Origin of the sequence: Lysinibacillus sp. CD3-6 (genome assembly GCF_006351725.2) — a bacterium.
Lineage (GTDB): Bacteria > Bacillota > Bacilli > Bacillales_A > Planococcaceae > Lysinibacillus.
On the sequence record NZ_CP085880.1, the window covers coordinates 1533758 to 1555617 of the forward strand.

General features: G+C 35.0%; 13 protein-coding genes. 11 read left to right on the forward strand and 2 right to left on the reverse strand.

Features of this window, described 5'->3' with window-relative positions; all coding sequences use genetic code 11:
* Positions 1 to 136 precede the first annotated feature (136 nt).
* Together FH508_RS07305 and FH508_RS07310 are read right to left on the reverse strand one after the other, a co-directional pair.
* Complete coding sequence (locus tag FH508_RS07305) at positions 137 to 1417, reverse strand: hypothetical protein (protein ID WP_173478352.1); 1281 nt, start codon at positions 1415 to 1417, stop codon at positions 137 to 139.
* A 364-nt stretch (positions 1418 to 1781) separates the two neighbouring features.
* Positions 1782 to 3389, reverse strand: coding sequence for a glycosyl hydrolase family 18 protein (locus FH508_RS07310; protein ID WP_173478353.1), 1608 nt, complete (start codon positions 3387 to 3389; stop codon positions 1782 to 1784).
* Between the two features lie 410 nt (positions 3390 to 3799).
* Here FH508_RS07310 and FH508_RS07315 point away from each other — a divergent pair, with 410 nt between their 5' ends.
* The 11 genes from FH508_RS07315 to FH508_RS07365 all read left to right on the forward strand — a co-directional run bounded on the left by FH508_RS07315 (position 3800) and on the right by FH508_RS07365 (position 21858).
* Positions 3800 to 4399 (forward strand): TetR/AcrR family transcriptional regulator, encoded by a 600-nt coding sequence (locus FH508_RS07315; RefSeq protein ID WP_173478354.1) that lies wholly within the window; start codon positions 3800 to 3802, stop codon positions 4397 to 4399.
* Positions 4400 to 4598: 199 nt separating this feature from the next.
* Positions 4599 to 6689 carry an MMPL family transporter gene (locus tag FH508_RS07320; RefSeq protein ID WP_228134431.1) on the forward strand — a complete coding sequence of 697 codons (2091 nt, stop codon included), beginning with the start codon at positions 4599 to 4601 and terminating at the stop codon, positions 6687 to 6689.
* 360 nt (positions 6690 to 7049) lie between these two features.
* Positions 7050 to 7364 (forward strand): hypothetical protein, encoded by a 315-nt coding sequence (locus FH508_RS07325; protein ID WP_173478355.1) that lies wholly within the window; start codon positions 7050 to 7052, stop codon positions 7362 to 7364.
* 423 nt (positions 7365 to 7787) lie between these two features.
* Complete coding sequence (locus tag FH508_RS07330) at positions 7788 to 10568, forward strand: NEAT domain-containing protein (protein ID WP_173478356.1); 2781 nt, start codon at positions 7788 to 7790, stop codon at positions 10566 to 10568.
* A gap of 511 nt (positions 10569 to 11079) precedes the next feature.
* Complete coding sequence (locus FH508_RS07335) at positions 11080 to 11874, forward strand: nicotianamine synthase family protein (protein ID WP_228134432.1); 795 nt, start codon at positions 11080 to 11082, stop codon at positions 11872 to 11874.
* A gap of 23 nt (positions 11875 to 11897) precedes the next feature.
* On the forward strand, positions 11898 to 13202 hold the full coding sequence (locus FH508_RS07340; RefSeq protein ID WP_173478358.1) for an opine metallophore biosynthesis dehydrogenase: 1305 nt from the start codon (positions 11898 to 11900) through the stop codon (positions 13200 to 13202).
* A gap of 617 nt (positions 13203 to 13819) precedes the next feature.
* Positions 13820 to 14329: a phage tail protein gene (locus FH508_RS07345; RefSeq protein ID WP_173478359.1), complete on the forward strand. Its 510-nt coding sequence runs from the start codon at positions 13820 to 13822 to the stop codon at positions 14327 to 14329.
* 12 nt (positions 14330 to 14341) lie between these two features.
* Positions 14342 to 14839 (forward strand): phage tail protein, encoded by a 498-nt coding sequence (locus FH508_RS07350; RefSeq protein ID WP_173478360.1) that lies wholly within the window; start codon positions 14342 to 14344, stop codon positions 14837 to 14839.
* A 20-nt stretch (positions 14840 to 14859) separates the two neighbouring features.
* A complete protein-coding gene (locus tag FH508_RS07355; protein WP_173478361.1) occupies positions 14860 to 15384 on the forward strand; it encodes a phage tail protein in 525 nt (174 codons plus the stop codon).
* Between the two features lie 47 nt (positions 15385 to 15431).
* Positions 15432 to 20366, forward strand: coding sequence for an S-layer homology domain-containing protein (locus FH508_RS07360; RefSeq protein WP_173478362.1), 4935 nt, complete (start codon positions 15432 to 15434; stop codon positions 20364 to 20366).
* 370 nt (positions 20367 to 20736) lie between these two features.
* Positions 20737 to 21858, forward strand: a complete 1122-nt coding sequence (locus FH508_RS07365; protein WP_173478363.1) for an ABC transporter substrate-binding protein — start codon at positions 20737 to 20739, stop codon at positions 21856 to 21858.
* Positions 21859 to 21860: the final 2 nt, after the last annotated feature.

The window sequence follows — 21860 nt, forward strand, 5'->3', positions numbered from 1 at the left end:
TAAATTAACTAATAATTTAACCTCTCTCTTTTTATTTTCGGCTTGATCATTTCAAGCCGTTTTTTTATTTTATTCGAATTCTTTCCGTATTGCTTTAAATTGTTGCCTTGTTTTAGAAGCCTCTTTATCATATGTCTTACATTGGTGACAGTGTACCGCCACCCACCCAAATGCCAGTGATTTGTCCGAGTGCGGTAAGGGTTGCTGTACCTCCACCAATAGCATTGCCGAATAAACTACCGACAGAACCAGCTAACGAAATGCCAGAGAAGCCCGAGCCGTCTAAACCTGTAATGGCACCTACAACGGCAAGGGTAATGACTGCAATTTCCTTCGTTAAGGGTACAACAGCGGCTAAGCCGACGCCTAAATCATTCACAATACCATGAGAAGCGGCAGGGAGAAAGTCACCGATGATTTTGGTAAATCCTGAGTCACCAAGGTAGAAGAAGGCTGCTATTGGGATAACGGGTCCAAATACTTTAAATCCAAATTGGAATCCTTGAATTAAGTAACTTGTCGATTTCTCAAATCCTTGTTTTTTGTGTGCCACAAGACAGAGCACTAACAAAATAAAGACAGCTGTTCCACCAATAAGGGCAGTGGCATCACCGCCTTGTAATTTCAATACGGACATAGCGATAACATCGAGTAAAAAGGTGATCGGAATTAGAATGGCAAAAAATCGTTTTTGTCCAGATGTTAGCAAATGTTCATCTTTCACTTGCTCGATACCATCAGTTGTTTCGTGTGCTGTATGAAAATGAAGTGTGCCTCGTTTCATATCACGTTTTAAAAAGTAAAAAGCAACAATTGTTGTAACAAGCCCCATCGTAATGACAAGTGGAATGCTGGCTGATACAACGTCTCCAACTGGAATTCCCGCAGCATCGGCAGTCAATTTCGGAGCACCTTGAATGACAAAATCACTCGATAGCGCAATTCCGTGACCAAATAAATTCATTGCCATCGCTACACCTAATGCTGGTAATCCTGCACGAATAGCGACTGGTAAAAGAACAGCTCCTAATAGTGCAACTGCAGGAGAGGGCCAGAAAAACCAAGAAATAATCATCATTAAAATCCCAATTGTCCAATAGGCAAGAGTTGGTGTTTTAATGAATTTTGTAAAAGGTGCAACCATGACCTCATTAATACCAGAAGTCATTAATACACGACTCATCGCAACAATAATGGAAATAATTAATATGGTAGATAACAGTTCGGTAATCGCGTAAATAAAGCTGTTAAAAACACCACTTATAGAAGAAGTGAGATCACCAGTAGCGACAATCGCAAGTAGGAATATGCCTAGAATGCAAATGAGGGTAGTATCCCGACGTTTAACCATAAAGCCAATGATTAAGACAATAAACACAACATAAATCCAATGGAGAGCAGTCAATTCAATCCCCATAATTTTTCCCCCTCAAAATAGGTCTAATTATAGAATATGAGAGTAATTTTAGATGGTGCTCAGTTTCGGAAATAAAAGGTGAGAGTCGATGTGATAAAAATACACAGTAGATTTATTTTATGAGAATTATGTTTACAAAATAAAAAAATGTACACTATTAAAATTGAATTTAGCAATGTACATTTTGATAATATGTGCAACATTATAAACAAGTAATGATGTAAGAAACCATTAAGTACAAATTCTTGTCTTTAATATTACAGATTAGTTTGAAGGTTTAGGATGGAATCGTTTAATAACAGCCTCGTTTTTGGTGAATAGCTGCTTCTAGCTGAGTTATTATTAACTATGGTGAAGGGATTTATTATTTTACTGCATACTTTTCTAAATCTGCACTTGCCCGGTTTACCATCGCTGCCATTTGACCTCTCGTGACATGATCAAATGGATAAAATCCTCCATCTTCTCTTCCGTTAATAATACCTTTACTACTTAATTTTAAAATATCTGCATATGCCCAAAAATCTTTTGAAACATCATAATAACTGGACTCATCCGTAGGTAATGGATAATTTAATATTCTCGATAAAATACCTGCTAATTGTGCTCTTGTGATATAGGCATTCGGATCAAAAATGTGTTCATTTGTTCCATTCACAATATGATACTTATAGGCAATTTCAATAGCAGGTTTTGCCCAATGATTTGCTGGCACATCCTTGAAATTATTAGGTACAGTTTCGTTTGTTTTGTCTAAACCGATGGCACTAATAACGATAGCAGTAGCCTGAGCTCTTGTTAAATTACCATTTGGATCGTAAGTGTATTCGTTTTTGCCATTAATCCAGCCTTTTCGGTAAAGGGCCATAATATCCTGTTCTGCCCAATGATTTTCCGTATCTATAAAGTTATGTTCACCATTCGCCCACGAAGAATAAAATTTCCAAATACCATTATCCGCTTGAGGTAACTCCCAGCTACCTGTTCCTCTTAAATGATATTTCTCTACAAGTCTTAACTTATATTTTAAAGATAAATCATTTTCGTACCATATCGTGTAATTTCCTGGTACTAGCTTTTTGCCACCGATATAAGTAGGAGAGTCACTGCTTTTTACAGTAAATTTGGCAAATGCTGATTTTGAAGTATAATCAAAAAGAAATTTTCCATTATGGTTATTCACAATAGATTTTACTTCATTATTAGCAATGCCGTCACCTCCTATTTCCACATCATCCTTCCAAATTCGTCCATAAAAAGGGAGGCCTAATACTATTTTATTGGGATTAATTCCTTTATCTAATAAATATTTAATCGAATTTTCAACAAATGATAAACTTGCGACAGGACCAACTGAACCACCATTATAGCTTTCATCATACGCCATTACCATTAAATAATCGCTATACTCACTTAGTTTCATGTAATCATAAGAACCATGCCACCCAGTTGTCCACCCATATGGATTTGCAGCTACTGCTATGGAAATTGTTTTATTATTAGGCATTTTTTCACGTAATAATCGGATGAAATCTGTAAACTCATCTTTATTTGTATAGTTTAAATTTTCTATATCAATATCGACGCCATCTAAATTATTTTTTACAACAGAATTGACGATTTGAGTAGACAATATATCTCGATTTGTCATTGCGATTTGTGCCAATTTACGGTCCCAATGATTAGAAATGAATGGTACAACTTTTAAACCTCTATTATGTAATGCATCGACTAAACTTTTATCAATCGTAGCACTTAAACTACCATCTGCATTTAAATCAAAAAAGCTGGGTGTCGCCGTATTTAACGCACCATGAGTCATATCTATATTTTTTATGAAAGAGCTAGTATTCCCGCTATATAAATATGACATATGTATATCATTCGCTGAGGCGTTAGCACTAAATGAAGTAGCTAATAATGTAGTGAGCATAGCTGGTATTATCAAATATTTTTTTAATGTATTCTTCATTTCTTTCTTCCTTTGTATTAGATTTTATCCACTTTATTATCTATTAATTTCGTAAACGATATCAATTATTAAAATATGGTTTCATTGAGTTGTTTTGTAAATTTATGATATTAAGTGGTTAATAAAATCAAGCTTTCAAGCAGGGAATATTTTACATGTTGAGAATTTGCACTTCGTATAAAGTTTTATTAATAGTAGTTGTATATAGAAAAATCTACATATTATGAATTTGAAAAATTTCATTTATGATTAACATTTAAATAATAATCGTTGTGGAAGACATTTTGGATAGGGGAAAGAAGGGCAATTGCGAGCTTGTGTAGTATACTGAAAAAAATAATTAAAATAATTTACAAATAGATTTTCGCATGATAAGCTAAAAAAGTCCTAAAATGAACGGAGGTTCACGTATGCAATATTTAAAAGAGGAAATAAAAAATCGAATCTTATTAGCTGCATTGGATGAATTTAAAGAAAAGGGTTATTTAAGTGCATCCATTAGAAATATAGCTAGTAACGCTGATATTGCATTAGGTACAGTATACAAATATTTTAAAAATAAGGAGGATTTATTTAATTCGATAGTAGAGCCCGTCTATAATGATTTGTTTGCTGCCATTAATAAAATTATAATGACTGAAGTTAACCCAGATGATAAATTGATTGAGATTAAAAATAAAATTTTAGACATTTTCAAAGGGCACAGTAAAGATCTATTAATACTTTTTGGTAAAAGTAAAGGTTCTAAATATGAGTATTTTAAGGACGAACTTGTGGATGTACTACATAAAATACTTCAAAAAGAAACCTTCTCTCGTTTTGAAGATAAAAGCGTTGTGAAAGAACCATTTATTTTCTATGTCCTTTCAGCAAACTTTATAGAAGGAATATATACCATTTTGAAGACACAAGAAAATGGTGAAAAAATTGGTATGCTCATTGACCAGCTAATATTTTTATCATTTCACAGTATTGAAAGACGATTTAAAGAAATGTCTCACATTTACTAATGTGGGTATTTTTTTAGAACAAAAATGAACATATGTTCATGTTTGTTCATTATAGTAATTTTACGTATTTTAGCACATTCAACAGGAGGAGATTACAATAGCAAAGTATCTTTATAAATTAGCAAATTGGTCAACGGCACATAAAAAATCTGTTCTTTTTAGTACTTTAGGGATACTGATTATACTAGTATCGTTAGTATTGTATTTTAAACCATCATTTAATGGAGAACTTACTATTCCAAATACGCCAGCTGACAAAGCAGCTGAACTAATTAAAGAGGAATTTGCAGGTGCTGCCAAACAATCTACCCTAAACATTGTATTTAAGGCACCCGATAATGAAACATTAGAATCAGAAGATGCTCAAAGCAGTATTTCGGACCTTTTAAAGGAGATAAGTGAAGATACTAAAGTAGCAAGTGTGTTATCACCGCTAGAACTAAACAATCTAAATGAAGATAAAACGATTGGTTACGCACAAGTTACATTTGCAGTAGAAGCGGATAAAGTTTCAGAGAAGTCGAAAGAACATCTTTTAGATAGTATTAATCTCACAAGAAATGCAGGTATTCAAACAGAAATAAAAGGTGGAGATATAGTTTTCTCTGATATAGAGTTTGAGGGAATTTATGAAGTTATTGGAGTAGTCGTTGCCTTTATTGTTTTAGCCATAACATTTGGATCCTTTATTGCAGCAGGCCTACCAATTCTTATAGCGGTATTAGGTTTAGGTATTAGCTTATTAGGAATTATGTTTGGTGCTTATTTTATTGATTTAAATTCTATTTCAATCATTCTAGCAGCAATGCTAGGTTTAGCAGTAGGGATTGACTACTCCCTATTTATAATTACACGATTTAAAATAGAATTAGCAAAGGGGCATACTGTAAACAATTCAATCGCTATAGCCATCGGAACATCTGGGAGTGCTGTAGTATTTGCTGGGTTGACTGTTATAATTGGTCTTTTAGGTTTATCAGTAGCCCAAATACCATTTTTAACGCTGATGGGTGTTTCAGCGGCTATCAGTATATTTGCAGCAGTTCTGATTTCTATTATCACTTTACCAGCCATTTTAGGAATGGTTGGCCATCGTTTGTCACCTGCGAAGAAAAATTTATTATCGAACAAGATTACTGGTAATAGCAAGAAAAAGGCTGGAACGAAAGCCGACTTGTGGGGGAGATTAGTTACTAAACACCCTGTCGTTTTATCGTTATTAGCGATTGCATTCCTTGCCATTCTTACAATTCCTTTCTTCCATATGAATTTGGGTCTGCCATCTGATGGGACAGCTAAATCAACAGAGATGACGGAAAGAAGAGCGTATGATTTACTTACCGAGGCGTACGGAGAAGGCTTTAATGCACAATTAATTGTTGCTGCAAAAGTAGATGCATTGACAGAGGAAACACAACTAGCTGCAGGTGAGATAGTTCAAGAATTAAGTGAATTAAAAGATGTAAAAACGGTTTCACCGCCAATTCCAGGCCCTTCTGGTAAAATCTTTATGATACAAATTACACCACAGTCTGGACCAGATGATATAAAGACAAAGGATTTGGTCAATCTTATAAGAGACAAATCTAAAGAAACCAAAAATGAACATGGTATTGAACTAATGGTAACTGGAACAACGGCCATGAACATTGATATATCACAACAATTGAATGATGCGCTACCATTGTTTGCATTCTTGATAGTTGGGCTAGCCTATATACTTTTAGTAATGGTCTTTAGATCACTATTAGTACCGTTAAAAGCTGTTTTAGGTTTCTTGCTTTCTTTAGGAGCAACATTAGGATTTATGGTATTCGTTGTGCAGGACGGACATTTCGTCAATTTCTTTGGCTTCCCAGCACAATCTCCAATACTAGCATTTTTACCTGTTATTACAATCGGAATATTATTCGGATTAGCGATGGACTACGAAATATTCTTAGTTAGTAAAATGAGAGAAATTTATATCCATTCTGGAGATAGTCGGAAAGCTATTTTATATGGCATGAGAGATAGTGGCGGAGTAGTAACTGCTGCAGCTCTCATCATGATGGCAGTATTTTTCGGATTTATGATGAATCCTGATGCGATGATTAAATCAATAGGAATGGCCCTCGCTTTTGGAGTATTCTTCGATGCATTTATAGTAAGAATGACCATAGTTCCTGCTGTCATGTCTCTAATGGGGAAAACTGCGTGGTATATTCCTAAATGGTTAGATAGGATTCTACCGAATATTGATGTAGAAGGAGAATCTATTACACATACAGAAAAAAATAATATAAATTAAGAAAGCTGCATAATGCAGCTTCTTTTGTAGCAAGAAAATGAGATGGGATATCCCTGTATTTAGCTATATAACATAATAGAAGTAGGTAAAAATCATAACTTATTCAAGAATTTACGTAAGATATTTAAGGTGAAAACTAGATAATTCATGTTTAATATAGGTAAATCTAAATATAGGAAAATTAAAAATAGGGGAATACTATGAAAAATATTGCAAAGTTATTGGTTGCGTCTTTTTTATGTTTAAGTATATCTTTATCATTAATTACCTATGTTTCTGCGAGTGAAGATGGAAAAGGTGATAGGCTTCACTAAGTTTGACAGATAAACTAAAGAGAGGAACACAAAGGAGAGAACAGAAATGAAAAAGGTAATAAATATCACACTGATTTGTCTAATGGTTTCTGTTTTTTGTTCAACTACTCATTATCGTGCTGAGTCAACATATGACAACGATCCTGACCTATTACTCATACCTTACAAAAAAATATTAGAAAACTTAAGTAATGAATATGGGGTAAGAATGTATATTCCAGAAAAAAACAAAGATAAATTTTTAAATAGCGTCCAAGATATGACACTACAAGAATTTGAACAACGATTAAGACAACAATACAAAGAAGCAGAAAAGTATATAAATCAATCTGCTGGAGAAAGCGTTGTTATCTATCCTTAACCAATTCCTAACGCAAACCAAGATGTATTAGCAATTCCGTTACATTAATACTCTAAATATAAAAGATTGGGCACCCATAAAAGTGAGTGTCCGATCTTTTTAAATTTTAAGGAGGACATTAAGCGTCGGACTATTGATACAAAATGATATTTAATCAAATATTTTAACTTTCTTGACAACAATAATGAGAAATATATAATTAAATTATAGTGAGAATCATTATCAATTAAAGAATTTGATACATTTATGTAATAAATCATAGATGCTTTATTTTGTTCTTAATTGAGAATGGTAATCATTTAGGGGTAGTACTAGTAAAAGCTTTAAAAGGAGGCTGAAACGCACAAGAGAGGTTAAACTAATCAAAAATTCTGGATTCCTAGTGATTTAAAATAATTTTAATTTTCAGGAGGTCAGAGTAGTATGAAGAAATTTATACAATATGTAGCAATGACATTGCTCATTTTTGGTGCAGTATTACCTTACTTTGGCATGGAAGTAAAAGCGGCGGAGAATACCGAAGCTAGCTGTACAATAGACTATTCAGCAAGTTTTAATGTTTTAAAAGAGGACAAATCAGAGGATTCAGTAATGATTAAGAGTGGCTATGTAAAGAAAGAAGCTACATTACAAAAAGAGAATGGTCAATATACGGTAGATATCACGGTGCCAGGACAATTTTCTACTTGGTACAGAGGGTTTAAAGTCGAGTCAGGTGGGGAGTTAAAAGAAGCTATTAAAAAAGAAAAAGATTCGGAAGAGAATGAGGTTTACACATTCGCAATAGACCAACATGATGACCCAATCCGAGCATGGGTTGATATATACGTTAAATTGGAGCAACCTGTACCTTTTCTTTACGATAATAGATATACTGTTTACCTAGTACTCTCGAATGTTAAGGAAACTAACCGCGTTTGTAAAGAAGCACCAAAGCAACCAGAAACATTAGAGCAAAATAAAGATAATGAAAAAGGAAATACCAACGGCAGTGAATCAGGTTCTGGTGAGAACAATAACACTACAGCAAACTTCAAACAAGAAGGAGTAGTTCAATTTGAATTTCCACAACATGAAAGAGAAATAACGACATTCTTACAAACATCAAATACAGTATTTGAAGATAACAAATATAAAGTTACTCTTTCGTTAAATACACAAAATAAATTACAGGAATTCACTGTAAAACAAAATGAAAAAGAGATTGCAAAATGGTCCAACAAAGTAGCATCAGTAGTACCTGTTGCAATGCCAAACACAGCAACATTATCATTTGAAGCTGACACGCTAGATAACCTTGTTTTTGAAGCGGTAACGACTGATAAATTAATATCTGCGAATGTAACAGCTACAGTGAGAGATGAAGCTTCCGCTTCAAAAAAAAATAATAATACAACAGTGCCGGTTACAGGTGATGTAACGGGTGGCTCTACACAATCAACTAATGGGCTGTATACAGTGGATTATACGTTTATAAAGGGATTAGGTTCTGGTACTTCAATGATGGACCAGTATGTGATTAAACCAGCGTATGTGGTGAAAAGTGGTTCTTCCTATCAAGTTCAATTAACATTAAAAAATAGTTCATGGATTACTGGGTTTACTGTGAACGGTTCAACACCTACTACGATAAGCGACGCCAATGATGTAAGAGTCGTTCAATTTACATTACCAAATTTAGCAGATCGTTATGATGCATGGGTAAAAGTAGATATTGAGGATATAAAATATCACCATAACTATAATATCTATTTACAATTCAACGAAGGTTCCCTTTCAAAGATAAGTGATAGTTCAACCTTCCCAATTACAAGTGGCCCAATTGATACTCCACCAATGAATAAAGATTTACCTAAAAAAGAAACAAAGATAGACCAAGCTGTAGGAAACTTTATCCAAGAGGGCGCAGTGAAATTTGAGATTCAACAGAATGCAAAAGAACTAATGGCATTCTTACAAAAAGCGAACACTGTATTTGAAGATAACAAATATAAAGTGACGCTTACATTGAATACAGGTAACAATTTGCAACAATTTATTGTGAAACAGAATGGTAAAGAAATTGCAAAATGGTCAAATAAAGCAGCATCACGAGTGCTTATAGTAAATGACAAAACAGCTACACTTTCATTTGAAATGGAGACACTTGATAACCTTGTTTTTGAAGCGGTAACTGCTAATAAGACAATTACCTCAAATGTAACTGCAACGAAGACAATGACAAATGAAAAGATTACTCGCCAGCCAATCACATATAAAATGGAAGCTGATCCAAATGGTAAAATACCTGATTTTATTACGAACTATCTAGCACCTTACTTCACGAAAGCAGAATTAGTGACGATTGATGATAAACGTTATATCGAAATGACACTAATCGGTAAGGCGTATGGTTTCGAAACACTTGCTTATATTGATGCAGAAGGTAAGCAACAAGATATCGAGATTATTAGTTCTAAAGGTGAAAAATTGGATCAAGTGCGCGTAGTCCGTTTACCATTAGTGCAAGATAAAAATGGCGTAACGAAAATATTTGTCGATTCTGGAAGCTTAGGCTATGGGGCGTACACATTATTCTTTACGTTTAATGTCCCAGCTTTAGAGGAAGAAGCAACAATCATAGAAGAAGATACAAATATTGTAAATAGTACTATTGTTGAAAATCCATTTACAGATATCGACAATGTATTTAGTAAGGATGAAATTCTAGCTTTATATGCTGCTGGCATTACAACAGGTACATCAGCCACAACATTTAGTCCAAATAGAAATATCACGCGTGCGCAATTTGCAGTGATGATAGCTCGTGCTTTAAATATTTCATCCAATAAAGAAACTGCATTTACGGATGTGAAAGGCAAATGGTATGAAAAAGAGGTACAAGCACTTGCAGAGATTGGTATTGTTAAAGGTGTCAATGCCACAACATTTAATCCAAATGCAAATATTACACGTCAACAAGCAGCAGCGATTATATTGCGTATGCTTGAATATAAAGGCTATAAAGTAACAGTGGATAAAAATGCTTTAACGTACAAAGATGCTAATAAAGTATTTGACTACGCAAAGCAAGCAGTATCAGAATTACAAGCACTAGACATTATGACGGGATCCAATGGCTATTTAAACCCGCAAAGTAATTTAACACGTGCACAAATGGCGAAAATATTAAAACGTTCACTAGAGTTAGTAAATTTAATCTAAAAGATTAATAATTTTAAGTTAGGTACTATTACTATCCCGAAACGCTTTCTAGCAGTTGGGTGAGGTGATTATGTTTCATGCTTGCTTGTGGTGCTATAAGAATTTTGTTCGGGCAATGCAGTCTTGTGCAAATTGCCTCAGCAATCGTGAAAAAAATGCAATTCAAGTTTAACTTGAATTGCATTTTTTATCTTTTTTAGACATGCTAGTTTTCTATGTAGCCCATCGATAGTCTTTTCTATTTCTTTCTGACAATTCGTTAAAAAAACGTGTATATTTCAATGGCTGGACATCTAATGGTTGTTTCAAAGTAGACTGTGCTTTAGCAACTTCCACTAGATATGTAAGTGATTAATATTGAGAAAATATATCATCTTTCATTTGGCGAAGCGAAAACATTTTATTGCTCGTTTTTATCGTGAAAGGAAACATATTCCAAGGAAGCGATGAAATAGGATGAAAAGATAATGCATATATTGAACTTTAATCCTCAAACATAGGAGTGGGGCAAGTGAAGGATGTAGATTTGTTTTTAGAGAACTTACATTACTTTGATAAAACATTTAAGTTAATAATCAATCAACATAGTAATCAACGAAAAGTCGAGTATATACAGTTGAGTGATTTAATCAATAATTATTCTTCGTTTATTACAAACCGTGACAATGAAAAACATTGGAATCATATAAAGCAATCGATTGAAATAATAACATTAATCGAAAATCTTAGAAATAACTCTTCTATTTGTATCCAAATCATAGAAAAATATCGAGCTTTAGTATTGGGATTAGAAAACGAGGAGATAACCGATTATTTTCGTAATATAGAAGACTGCATTGAAAAGGAATTCGGGGATTTTCAAATTAATAGTCAGTCGAAAGTACTCATGGTAGGTTCTGGGGCTTTCCCTTTAACATTATTGATGGTTGCGGAACGAACAGGTGCAGACGTTTTTGGAATTGATATTGATGATGAAGCGATTCGGTTGGGAAGACATGTAGTAAATAAATTAGGAAGACATTTATCAATTCAAATTGAGAAGAAGACAGTAGAGGAACTAACAGTTATTAAACAAATTAGCCATATAATATTTAGTTCGACTGTTAGCAATAAATATGACATATTAGAGCAATTGTATGATTTAACGAACGAAGATGTACTCATTGCTATGCGTTATGGTAATGGGGTTAAGTCTCTTTTTAATTATCCAATGCAGAAAGTAGACGAAACCAAGTGGCATATAGTTGAGGAAATTATACACCCTCAAAGTGTATTTGATGTTATTTTATATCAAAAAGTACCATAACTTATATAGATGAGGTGAAGGCAATGACTGATTTTAATAATGTTTTACTGTTAGGAACTGGGCCAACAGCAATTCAATTAGCTGTAAATTTCAAAAATTATTTTAATAGTAAAGTAGCGATTGGCGGTAGAGAATCTTTACGCTCCAAGGCTTTCTTTAAAGCAGTCGTACAGCATCACCTTGTATTTAAGGTAAATGTACAAAATCAACAACATCAGTCAGTTGCAGGACAATGTAAGATTGATGCTTTTTTTAAAGGTTATCATTTAGTATCTGGTAATTGGGATACCATTGTGCTTAGCATTACTACAGATTCGTATATATCAGTTTTAGCGCAAATCGATCCTATAGTATTGAAGAGAGCTAACTGTTTTATCTTGATTTCTCCTACATTTGGCTCTAGTCATTTAATAACTCATTTCTTAAAAAAAATATCACCTCAGGCTGAGATAATTAGCTTTTCAACCTATTATGGAGATACTAGATGGTTAGATGGGATTCCATCAAATGAAGTATTGACCACAGGCGTAAAGAAAAAAGTTTATATCGGATCAACTTACTCAATATCGAATAGAGTGGCTAAATTAACTAAACTGTTTCGTCATTTAGGGATTCAATTAAAAAAATTAGCATCTCCTCTTGAAGCTGAGACAAGAAATATTTCTTTGTACGTCCATCCTCCCTTATTTATGAATGATTTTTCATTAAAAGCAATATTTGATGGCAATAATATCACAAAGTATGTTTATAAACTTTATCCTGAAGGTCCTATTACTTATACAACAATTCGGCATTTGTTAAATTATTGGAAAGAAATGATGGGAATTGTCAAACACTTCAATATTGAACCACTTAATTTATTACAGTTTATGGTAGATGATAATTATCCATTACATCCAAAAAGTATAGCTAGACAAGACATAGAGAATTTTAATCATCTTGAGCCCATCCATCAAGAATATTTGCTCTATATTCGTTATGCCTCCTTATTAATTGATCCATTTTCTATACCAAATGAAGAAGGAAGGTACTTTGATTTTTCAGCAGTCCCTCTTAGAGAAATTTTTATTAATCACGACGGAGAATGGGATATTCCTAGAATGCCAAAAGAGGATTATTATCGTGTAAAAATCATCCAAGGAATTGCCAATGCACTAAAATTGAAAACGCCAACGCTTGATCATTTTGTACAAACATATGAAGAAAAACTGCGACAAGTAGTGGCATCATCGGAGAATAGAATTTATTCAGAAGCTTTCCAAGTCAAATCTTTTTCACAAGAAATTGAGATGATTTATAAGGAAATTAATTATTGCAAAACAAGATAATGTGGAGGAATACACATTGAAAACCAGGTGCTCATGAAATATGGGTACTTGGTTTTTTTAATGTAGTATTGAAATTTACAAAGGTACTTTGATCTCTCTTGATACATCTATTGCTGATATTTTTTCGAGAAACCTACTAGTAGGAATCCCAGGCAAAGCGGGAAATCCTTCTTTTTTGTATTTTTCTTATTAATGAAAGAAGATAGAACCTCCTATAGATAATGAAGGGTATTTTTAAAATTGTTAATTCTCAAACCATTAACATTTGTCAGTATTATTCGGTATCTTTCTTTAGTATTTTTAATTTGAGTGTACTTTTTGAAAGGAAATTTAATCATACTTTTTGTATTGGTGATGACAATCACATATTTTACAGCACTCATTTACTTATAGGTACATTTTAAATTTTGATTCTATTAAGGAAGTGACTGTACACAAACATATCAATCAAAGTCAAGAGATACTATTTTAGTTAAAATGAAGTTGTGAAATGTGGCTGATGTCAACGCTACATATAGGAGCGTATTTTTTGTATAAAACACGCTTAATGAGTAGCTAAATTTATCTTTACAGTAAGGAATGTTTTAAGTTAAAAATTTTAAAGGATGGTGTTAGTAATGGAACAATACATCGGAGAAATTCGCATGTTTGCAGGGGATTATGCTCCTGAAGGATGGAGTTTGTGCAATGGGCAAATATTATCTATTGCTAATAATGAAGTGCTATTTACACTAATTGGTACTACGTATGGGGGCAATGGACAGACGACGTTTGCCTTGCCTAATTTTCAAAGTAGGGTCATCGTACACCAAGGACAGAATCCAGGAACTGGCACTAATTACGTAATAGGCCAAATGGGAGGGGTAGAGTCTGTGACGTTAAATGCATCACAACTTCCAGCTCATACGCATCAAGTAAATGCTTCTTCACTAGAAGGCACAACACCTAGTCCAAAAAATGCGGTATGGGCAAAAAATATGCAATACTCGACGCAACCACCAACAGGCACATTGGATACAACAATCGTTTCAAGTGTTGGAGGAAATATACCGCATGACAATGTGATGCCGTTTTTAACAATTAGTTATATCATCGCGCTTTTTGGTAATTACCCATCATTTGAATAGGAGGAATGTAAAATGGATCCATTTGTAGGTGAAATTAGATTATTTAGCTTTGGACGCGTTCCAAGAGGATGGGCATTATGTAACGGGCAATTATTGTCAATTAATACAAACCAAGCTTTGTTTTCCTTATTGGGCACAACTTATGGGGGGGATGGAAGGACAACTTTTGCCTTACCTGATTTACGAGGAAGGGTTCCTGTTCATGTAGGGAACAGTGTGGCACTCGGACAAAAAGCTGGACAAGAGACACATGCATTAACAAGTAATGAGATGCCAGCACATACCCATATTGTGACTGCTAGCTCGGAAAGTGCTACGTCGAAAGTGGCTACTGGTAATGTATGGGGCTCAACCGATATTAATATGTATGCATCTAATCAATTGAATACGATTATGAATGCACAAGCGTTATCGCCAGCAGGAAATGGGCAATCACATCAAAATATGCAGCCCTTTATTGTGGCAAATTATTGCATTGCTTTATTAGGCATATATCCTCCAAGAAATTAATAACAAAGGAAGTGAAAAAAATGTCAGAAGCGTATATTGGAGAAATCAGAATTTTTAGTGGTAATTTTGCACCTCAAAACTGGGCTTTTTGTAATGGTCAGCTAGTTAATATTGCGTCGAACAGCGCCTTATTTGCCATTTTAGGAACCATATATGGAGGAGATGGAAAGACAACCTTTGCTTTACCAAATTTAAATGGACGGGCAGCGATTCATCAAGGAACAGGTGCAGGATTAACGACAAGGAATATAGGCGCAGCTGGAGGTTTGGCTACTGTTACATTATTAACAACACAAATGCCTAGTCATAATCATCGCGCTACTTGCAACAATGACCAAACAACCAATATTGAGCCAGCAGGAGCATTATGGACGGAACAACAAGGGAGAGGTTCTCGCCCTGTCTATTCTGTTTCAGGGAATACAACAATGAACGCGTTAACGGTTGGGCAAGCAGGTGGAAGTCAAGCACATAATAATATGCAACCGTATTTGGGAGTAAATTTCATTATTTGTTTAGTTGGAGAGTGGCCTTCTAGGAGCTAAGACTGCATTGACCGAAGGATGTGAGACAACTATAAAGGAGTACAAAAATGGGGAAAAAGATTTTAATTATAACACTATGTGTAATGCTAATTACTTTTAGCCAATTGACGGGCATAAGCTTAATGTCCCCGTTAAAAGTGGAGGCGGCAACTTGCAATACGCCGAATTTTCCAAAGTGTACACAAGATTTAACGCAAGCTTCCTGGCTAAATGATACAACGAATGGCTTTATTGTAAGTGGTATTCCTAGTAATGATGGTTTTGATTTATTAAAGTATAGTGATGGTTCATCATATCCAGCAGGTTATTATATTGATGCAGATGAACATTCACCACCAAAATCAATTAAAATTTCTGCTGGAGAAGGTTTTGCTGGTGGTATCTTCGATTTAAAATCATTAACGATTGATACGATATATACACATTCGGAAAACGATGTGTTCGGCTTATCGATTCAAGGGTATGATATAGCCGGAAATCCAAAGGGAAATCCCGTAACCTTTAAAACAATTGCTAATCATGACCCTATTTATGATATCCCGATAAATGTAGAGGGCATTAACTCATTTGTCATTACTGCGAATGTACTATATATACCTACTATTTCTGCGGGCATATGGGATTTAACATTTACTCAATTTACAATTGATGTTCCTACCCCAAATAATCCACCAATCGTTACAAATGATGCGATTACAGCCTCAAATATTACTGCAACAGGCGTACAGTTGGACTGGGCTAAAGCATCTGACGATCTAACAACTCAAGGGGATTTACAGTACCGTGTCTATCAATCTAGTAGTAATAATATTGATACGGTTAGTACTATTGAATCGAATGGTACAGTTTTAGGAAGCGGTTATACCAAAGACATTACTTCCATAAATGTTATAGGTCTTACCGCCAATACAACCTATTATTTTAATGTCATTGTCAAAGATGCTGATGGCAATAAAAGTGCTTATTCGATGCAACAGGTAACAACCGTTGGATTAAATAAACCTCCAACATCGAGTGATGGAACCGTAAATGTAAATGAAGGTCAAGTGTATACATTTAATAGTACTTCTTTTGCATTTTCTGATGAAGATGCTGGAGATACGATGCAAGCCATACAAATCGTTACAATCCCAAATAGCGGGCAGCTCTTTGTTGATAGCAATCTTAATGAACAGTTTGATGCTGTCGAAGCAATTACAAATGGTATGACGATTAGTAAGGTTGACATAGATGCAGGTAAATTGAAATACATTACCAACAATAGCACCGCATCATCTTTTACATTTATGGTAAGTGATGGTCTAAATTTTAGTCCAAGCTATACGATGACTTTAAACGTTAATGCACATCTAACCGTGACAATAGCATCAAATCAAACTAATCCAACAAATAGCAATCCAATTTCTATAACTATTGTTTTCAGTGAGCTAGTGACAGGCTTAACAACTTCCAATATAAATGTAATAAATGGAAATGTTACGTCTGTGGCAGGAAGTGGTACCACATATACGGCACAAATATCACCTCTTACTGATGGAACGGTGAAAATTAAAATTCCTGAAAAGGTTGTGACGAACAGTAGTGGTACATTCAATAAAGCATCCAATGAATTACAAATATTCTATGATGCTACACCGCCTACTAATATTGACCTTACTAATACGATAGTCCAAGAAAAGGCGCCTATAGGGACACCTATAGGGACATTGACAGCAACAGATTCAGGAAGTGCACAAACATTCAGGTATGCATTAAAGTCTGGAGATACAAATTTCTTTACGATTGATGGCAATGTATTAAAGACAAATGCGCTTTTTACTTATGATACGAAAAATAGTTATAGGATTACGATAAGCGTAACGGATCAGGCAGGCAACTCGTCTGATAAGGAGTTTACTATCCAGATTACTAAAAATCACGCTCCTATAGGTACTATTCTAATTAATAATGGAGCAGCGTATACAAGTTCTTCGAATGTTACTTTAACCATGACGGCAACGGATACAGAAGGAGAAGCGATAGATATGCGCTTTTCAAATGATGGTTTTACTTGGTCCAGTTGGGAGTCAAAAGTGTCTACGAAAAGTTGGATATTATCAAGCGGGGATGGTAGTAAAACCGTATATATGCAACTAAAAGATGCAGCAGGTAATATATCGAATGCATTTTCAGATACAATTGGGGTAGATACAACGCCTCCATTCATATCAGGGGTTACAAATGGAGGTATTTATAACACTGATGTAACCATTAGCTTTAATGAAGGAACGGCTACCTTGAATGGATCTTCATTTACAAGTGGCAGCACTGTATCGTCAATTGGAAGTTATACGTTGGTTGTAACAGATAGGGCCGGTAATACCTCAACGATTTCATTTGTGATTGATAAAACGCTGCCACAAGCTATAGAGGTGACAATCAAATCGACTAATTTCGATTCGACAAAAGCTAAGGCAGGCGACACTATCATATTAGCAATAAAAACAAATAAAAATATCCAAACACCAACAGTTACCATTGCAGGAAAAACAGCTACTGTAAGCGGAAATGCAAAGAACTGGCAAGCGACATATGTTATAGCCAATGGTGATATTGAAGGTACAGCACCTTTTACAATTAACTTTAAAGATTTACTAGGCAATTCGGCAACAACTGTAACGGACGTAACGGATGGAAGCTTTGTCATAGTGGATAGTATAAAGCCAACTGTAAAGAAGGTGACAATGACTTCAACCAATGCCAACAATGCCGTTGCTAAAGTGGGCGATATTATTACAATTGATATTGAGACAAGTGAGGACATTCAATCACCAAATGTTACGATTCTAGGACAAACAGTAAATGTAAGTGATAAAGGTGATGGCGATGCTAAAACATGGCAAGCAAACTATACACTAAAGTCAGTAGATACAGATGGACCTATTAACTTTACAATTGATGTTCAAGATTTAGCGGGGAATGATAGCTCACAGGTTACAGAGATTTCAACAGGAGCAGTGGTGGAGTTTGATAAAAAGGCTCCTGAAATAACAACCTATTACCCAGCGCACCTTGCAACTAATGCGCTGCCTACAGGTAATCTCGTGTTAAAGTTTAATGAAAAAATCTTACCTGTAGCTAGTAAAAACATTCTCATTCGAAATGTTTCAACTAATCAAATTATCGAAACAATCGGTATTTCACAAGCAAACGTTTCGATCACTAATGAAACTGTGACAATAAATCCTACAGTGGATTTGGACGATAACACCGTTTACAGTATTCAAATTGATGTAGGAGCATTTAAGGATTTAGCTGGAAATATGTATGATGGAATTACGAATAATACTACTTGGCGTTTTACGACGAGTGCAATACCAACATACACCGTTACGTATGACAGTAACGGAGCTGATGGAGGGAAAGTGCCAACAGACTCTAAGCAGTATAAAGGTTACGAAACAATTACAGTACTCGGAAATACCGATAATTTAAGGAAAACAGGCTATACATTTGTAGGATGGAATACGAAGGCTGATGGCAAAGGTGTTACGTATAAAGCTGGACAAACGCTTCAAATGGCCAAAGGAAATCTACTATTGTATGCTATATGGTCTAAAAACGATGTACCAGCAGATGGAGGAACCTCAACCTCAAGTCCAGACCCTGTTGAACCAAATAATCAATTCATGGTGAATGTAATAGACCCAAGTATGCCAGATGAGGTACTCATACAAACAGTATTAACACGTGTAAATATTAACGGTAGTTTCCAAGACAGAGTGAATTTTACTGTTGCCAACGCAAACGAGTTTCTTCGCAAATTAGCGAACAAAGAACAAAAGAGAACTCGACTTATAATTCCCGATATGGAACAACCAGCTAGTGAAACAAAGGTCATACTTGATCGAGAAGCTGCGAAACGATTAGTAGAAGGCAAATCTAATTTTGGTATAGATATGGGAATAATCAACATAGATGTTCCGCTTGCGTCAATGAATGATTTCAATGACGATATTTATTTCCGAATTGTGCCGATTAAGAATGCACTACTTCAAAAAGCTATCGAAGATCGGGCTAAACAAGCAGAATTAGTTTTACAACAAAGTCATGGGGCGAATGTAAAGCTCATCGGTCAACCAGTAACGATTGACACAAACCTTCAAAATCGTACAGTGACATTGTTATTGCCTCTACCCGCAAACCTAACATCAGCTCAACAAGAACGAATTAAGGTATATGTAGAGCATAGCAACGGAACAGTCGAATTAATTCGTGGGCGTATTGTAGAATTTTCGAAAGGACAAACAGGTATTGTCTTCGATGTACAGCATTTTTCAACTTTCTCTTTACTATATGTAGAACAAGGGCAGGAAGAAGAACAACAACCAGAAGAGGTAGATAGGACATTTACTTCATATATACAAGGCTACACAGATGGTACTTTCCGTCCGAATGCATTTGTCACACGTGCGCAAATGGCAGCAATGCTGGCAAGAAATTTGAGTGATAATGATGTACCAGTAGCATCTCAACTCTTTTATGTGGATACGGCTGCTACTTGGGCAAAAAACGAAATTGAGTATATTCGGACACAAGGAATTATGCAAGGACGTTCGAATCGTACATTTGCACCGAATGATATGATGACGAGAGCCCAAATGGCGGTTATTGCTGTAAGGTGGATCGATAAGCAATGTGCAGAAGAACCTAAAGATAACCCGTACTGTCAGCTAGCGGTGAATGGCGAAACGTACAGTGATGTCGCGTCTACGCATTGGGCAGTAAAAGAAATCGACCGCATAAGCGCAACGGGCATTATGGTTGGCTCAGGCGACGGTCAATTTAGACCGGAAGAGAATCTAACACGTGCGCAGGCAGTAAAGGTACTAAATCGAATTTTTAACCGACCAATACCAACTGAAGAAAAGGAACAAATCTTTATCGATATTCCTAAAGAACATTGGGCTTTCTTTGAAATTCAAGCAGCTACATCGAAATGAAAACCGAATGGGCAGTAGCAGATTGTGCACAGGGATTGTCATTTGCGAACTACTTTTCACTCAGTGGATTTTGAGCTTTTAAGTCGTCTATAGGACAAATTAAAAATAGGGTCCTTCTGTTTGATGTAGAGTCAATTATTTTGACATGTATGCATCATACAGGGGGGCTTTTACTCTTTCCAACTAATGTTTCACTCCATTATATTCCTTTTAAAGGTATGTTGAAAAAATTTTAGGTGAGGGCATTAATAGAAAAATATAATATTAGTAGAAGGTGTTGACTCTTAGAACTACTATCCTGTAGAGTATATAACGATATTGATAATCATTATCAATTAAGTCTAATATAAGATTTTAGGAGTGTAAACAAATGAATTGGAAATACCCATTATCAGCTATAGCCCTTTCTGCGTTATTAGTCGGCTGTAATCAGTCAGAAAATGCAAATAAATCTGCATCAAATGAAACAATGGAAACGAAAGAAGAGGCAATTATTAAGGACGAGCTAAATCGAAAAGTAACAATCCCAATGAATCCTGACCGTGTTGTAGTAGGGGGCATCCTACCATATTTCTCAACATGGTATATTGCAACGAATTCTACACAAGAAATCGTTGGTATGCATCCAAACTCTTATAATGCAGCGTCTCATTCAATATTAAAAGATATTTCACCTGATATATTGAAAGCAGATACATCCTTTATTCAAAATGGGGAAGTGAATATTGAAGAATTGATGAAAGTGAATCCTGAAGTCTATTTTGAGATTGCATCGGATGAAAAATCAATTAATAAATTAGAAGAAGCAGGGATTCCGACAGTTGCCCTTCAAGCAACAGCAGATTCTGATGATCCATTAGAAATTTTAAATCGTTGGTTAACATTAACGGGTGAAATCACAGGGACAACAGATCGCCCCGACCAAATCATTCAAGAAGGCAAAAAGAATCAACAAGAAATTAACGATAAACTAGCCAATGTACAAAAAGAGGATATGCCTCGAGTAATGATTCTTCAATACCATAACGATAAAGAAATATCGGTAGCAGGCTCGAATATGCATGGCAATCGATGGATTAAAGCTACGGGTGGTATAGATGTTGCAGAAGCGGATGTTCAAGGTATTAAGGCAGTCAATATGGAACAAATATATAACTGGGATCCAGATATTATCTATATAACGAACTTTACTGAAACACAGCCAGAAGACTTATTCAATAATACGATTGATGGCCAAGATTGGAGTCAGCTAAAAGCAGTAAAAAATAAACAAGTATATAAAGTGCCGCTAGGTATTTATCGCTGGTATCCACCAAATGGAGATGCACCACTAATGTTAAAATGGATGGCTCAGCATAACCATCCAGAAATATTTGACTATAATATGACCGAAGAAATAAAAAATTACTATACTAAATTTTACAATTATAATGTGACAGAAGAACAAATAAAAGACATTTTAAATCCATCTTCTGAAGCTGCAAAATATTAGCT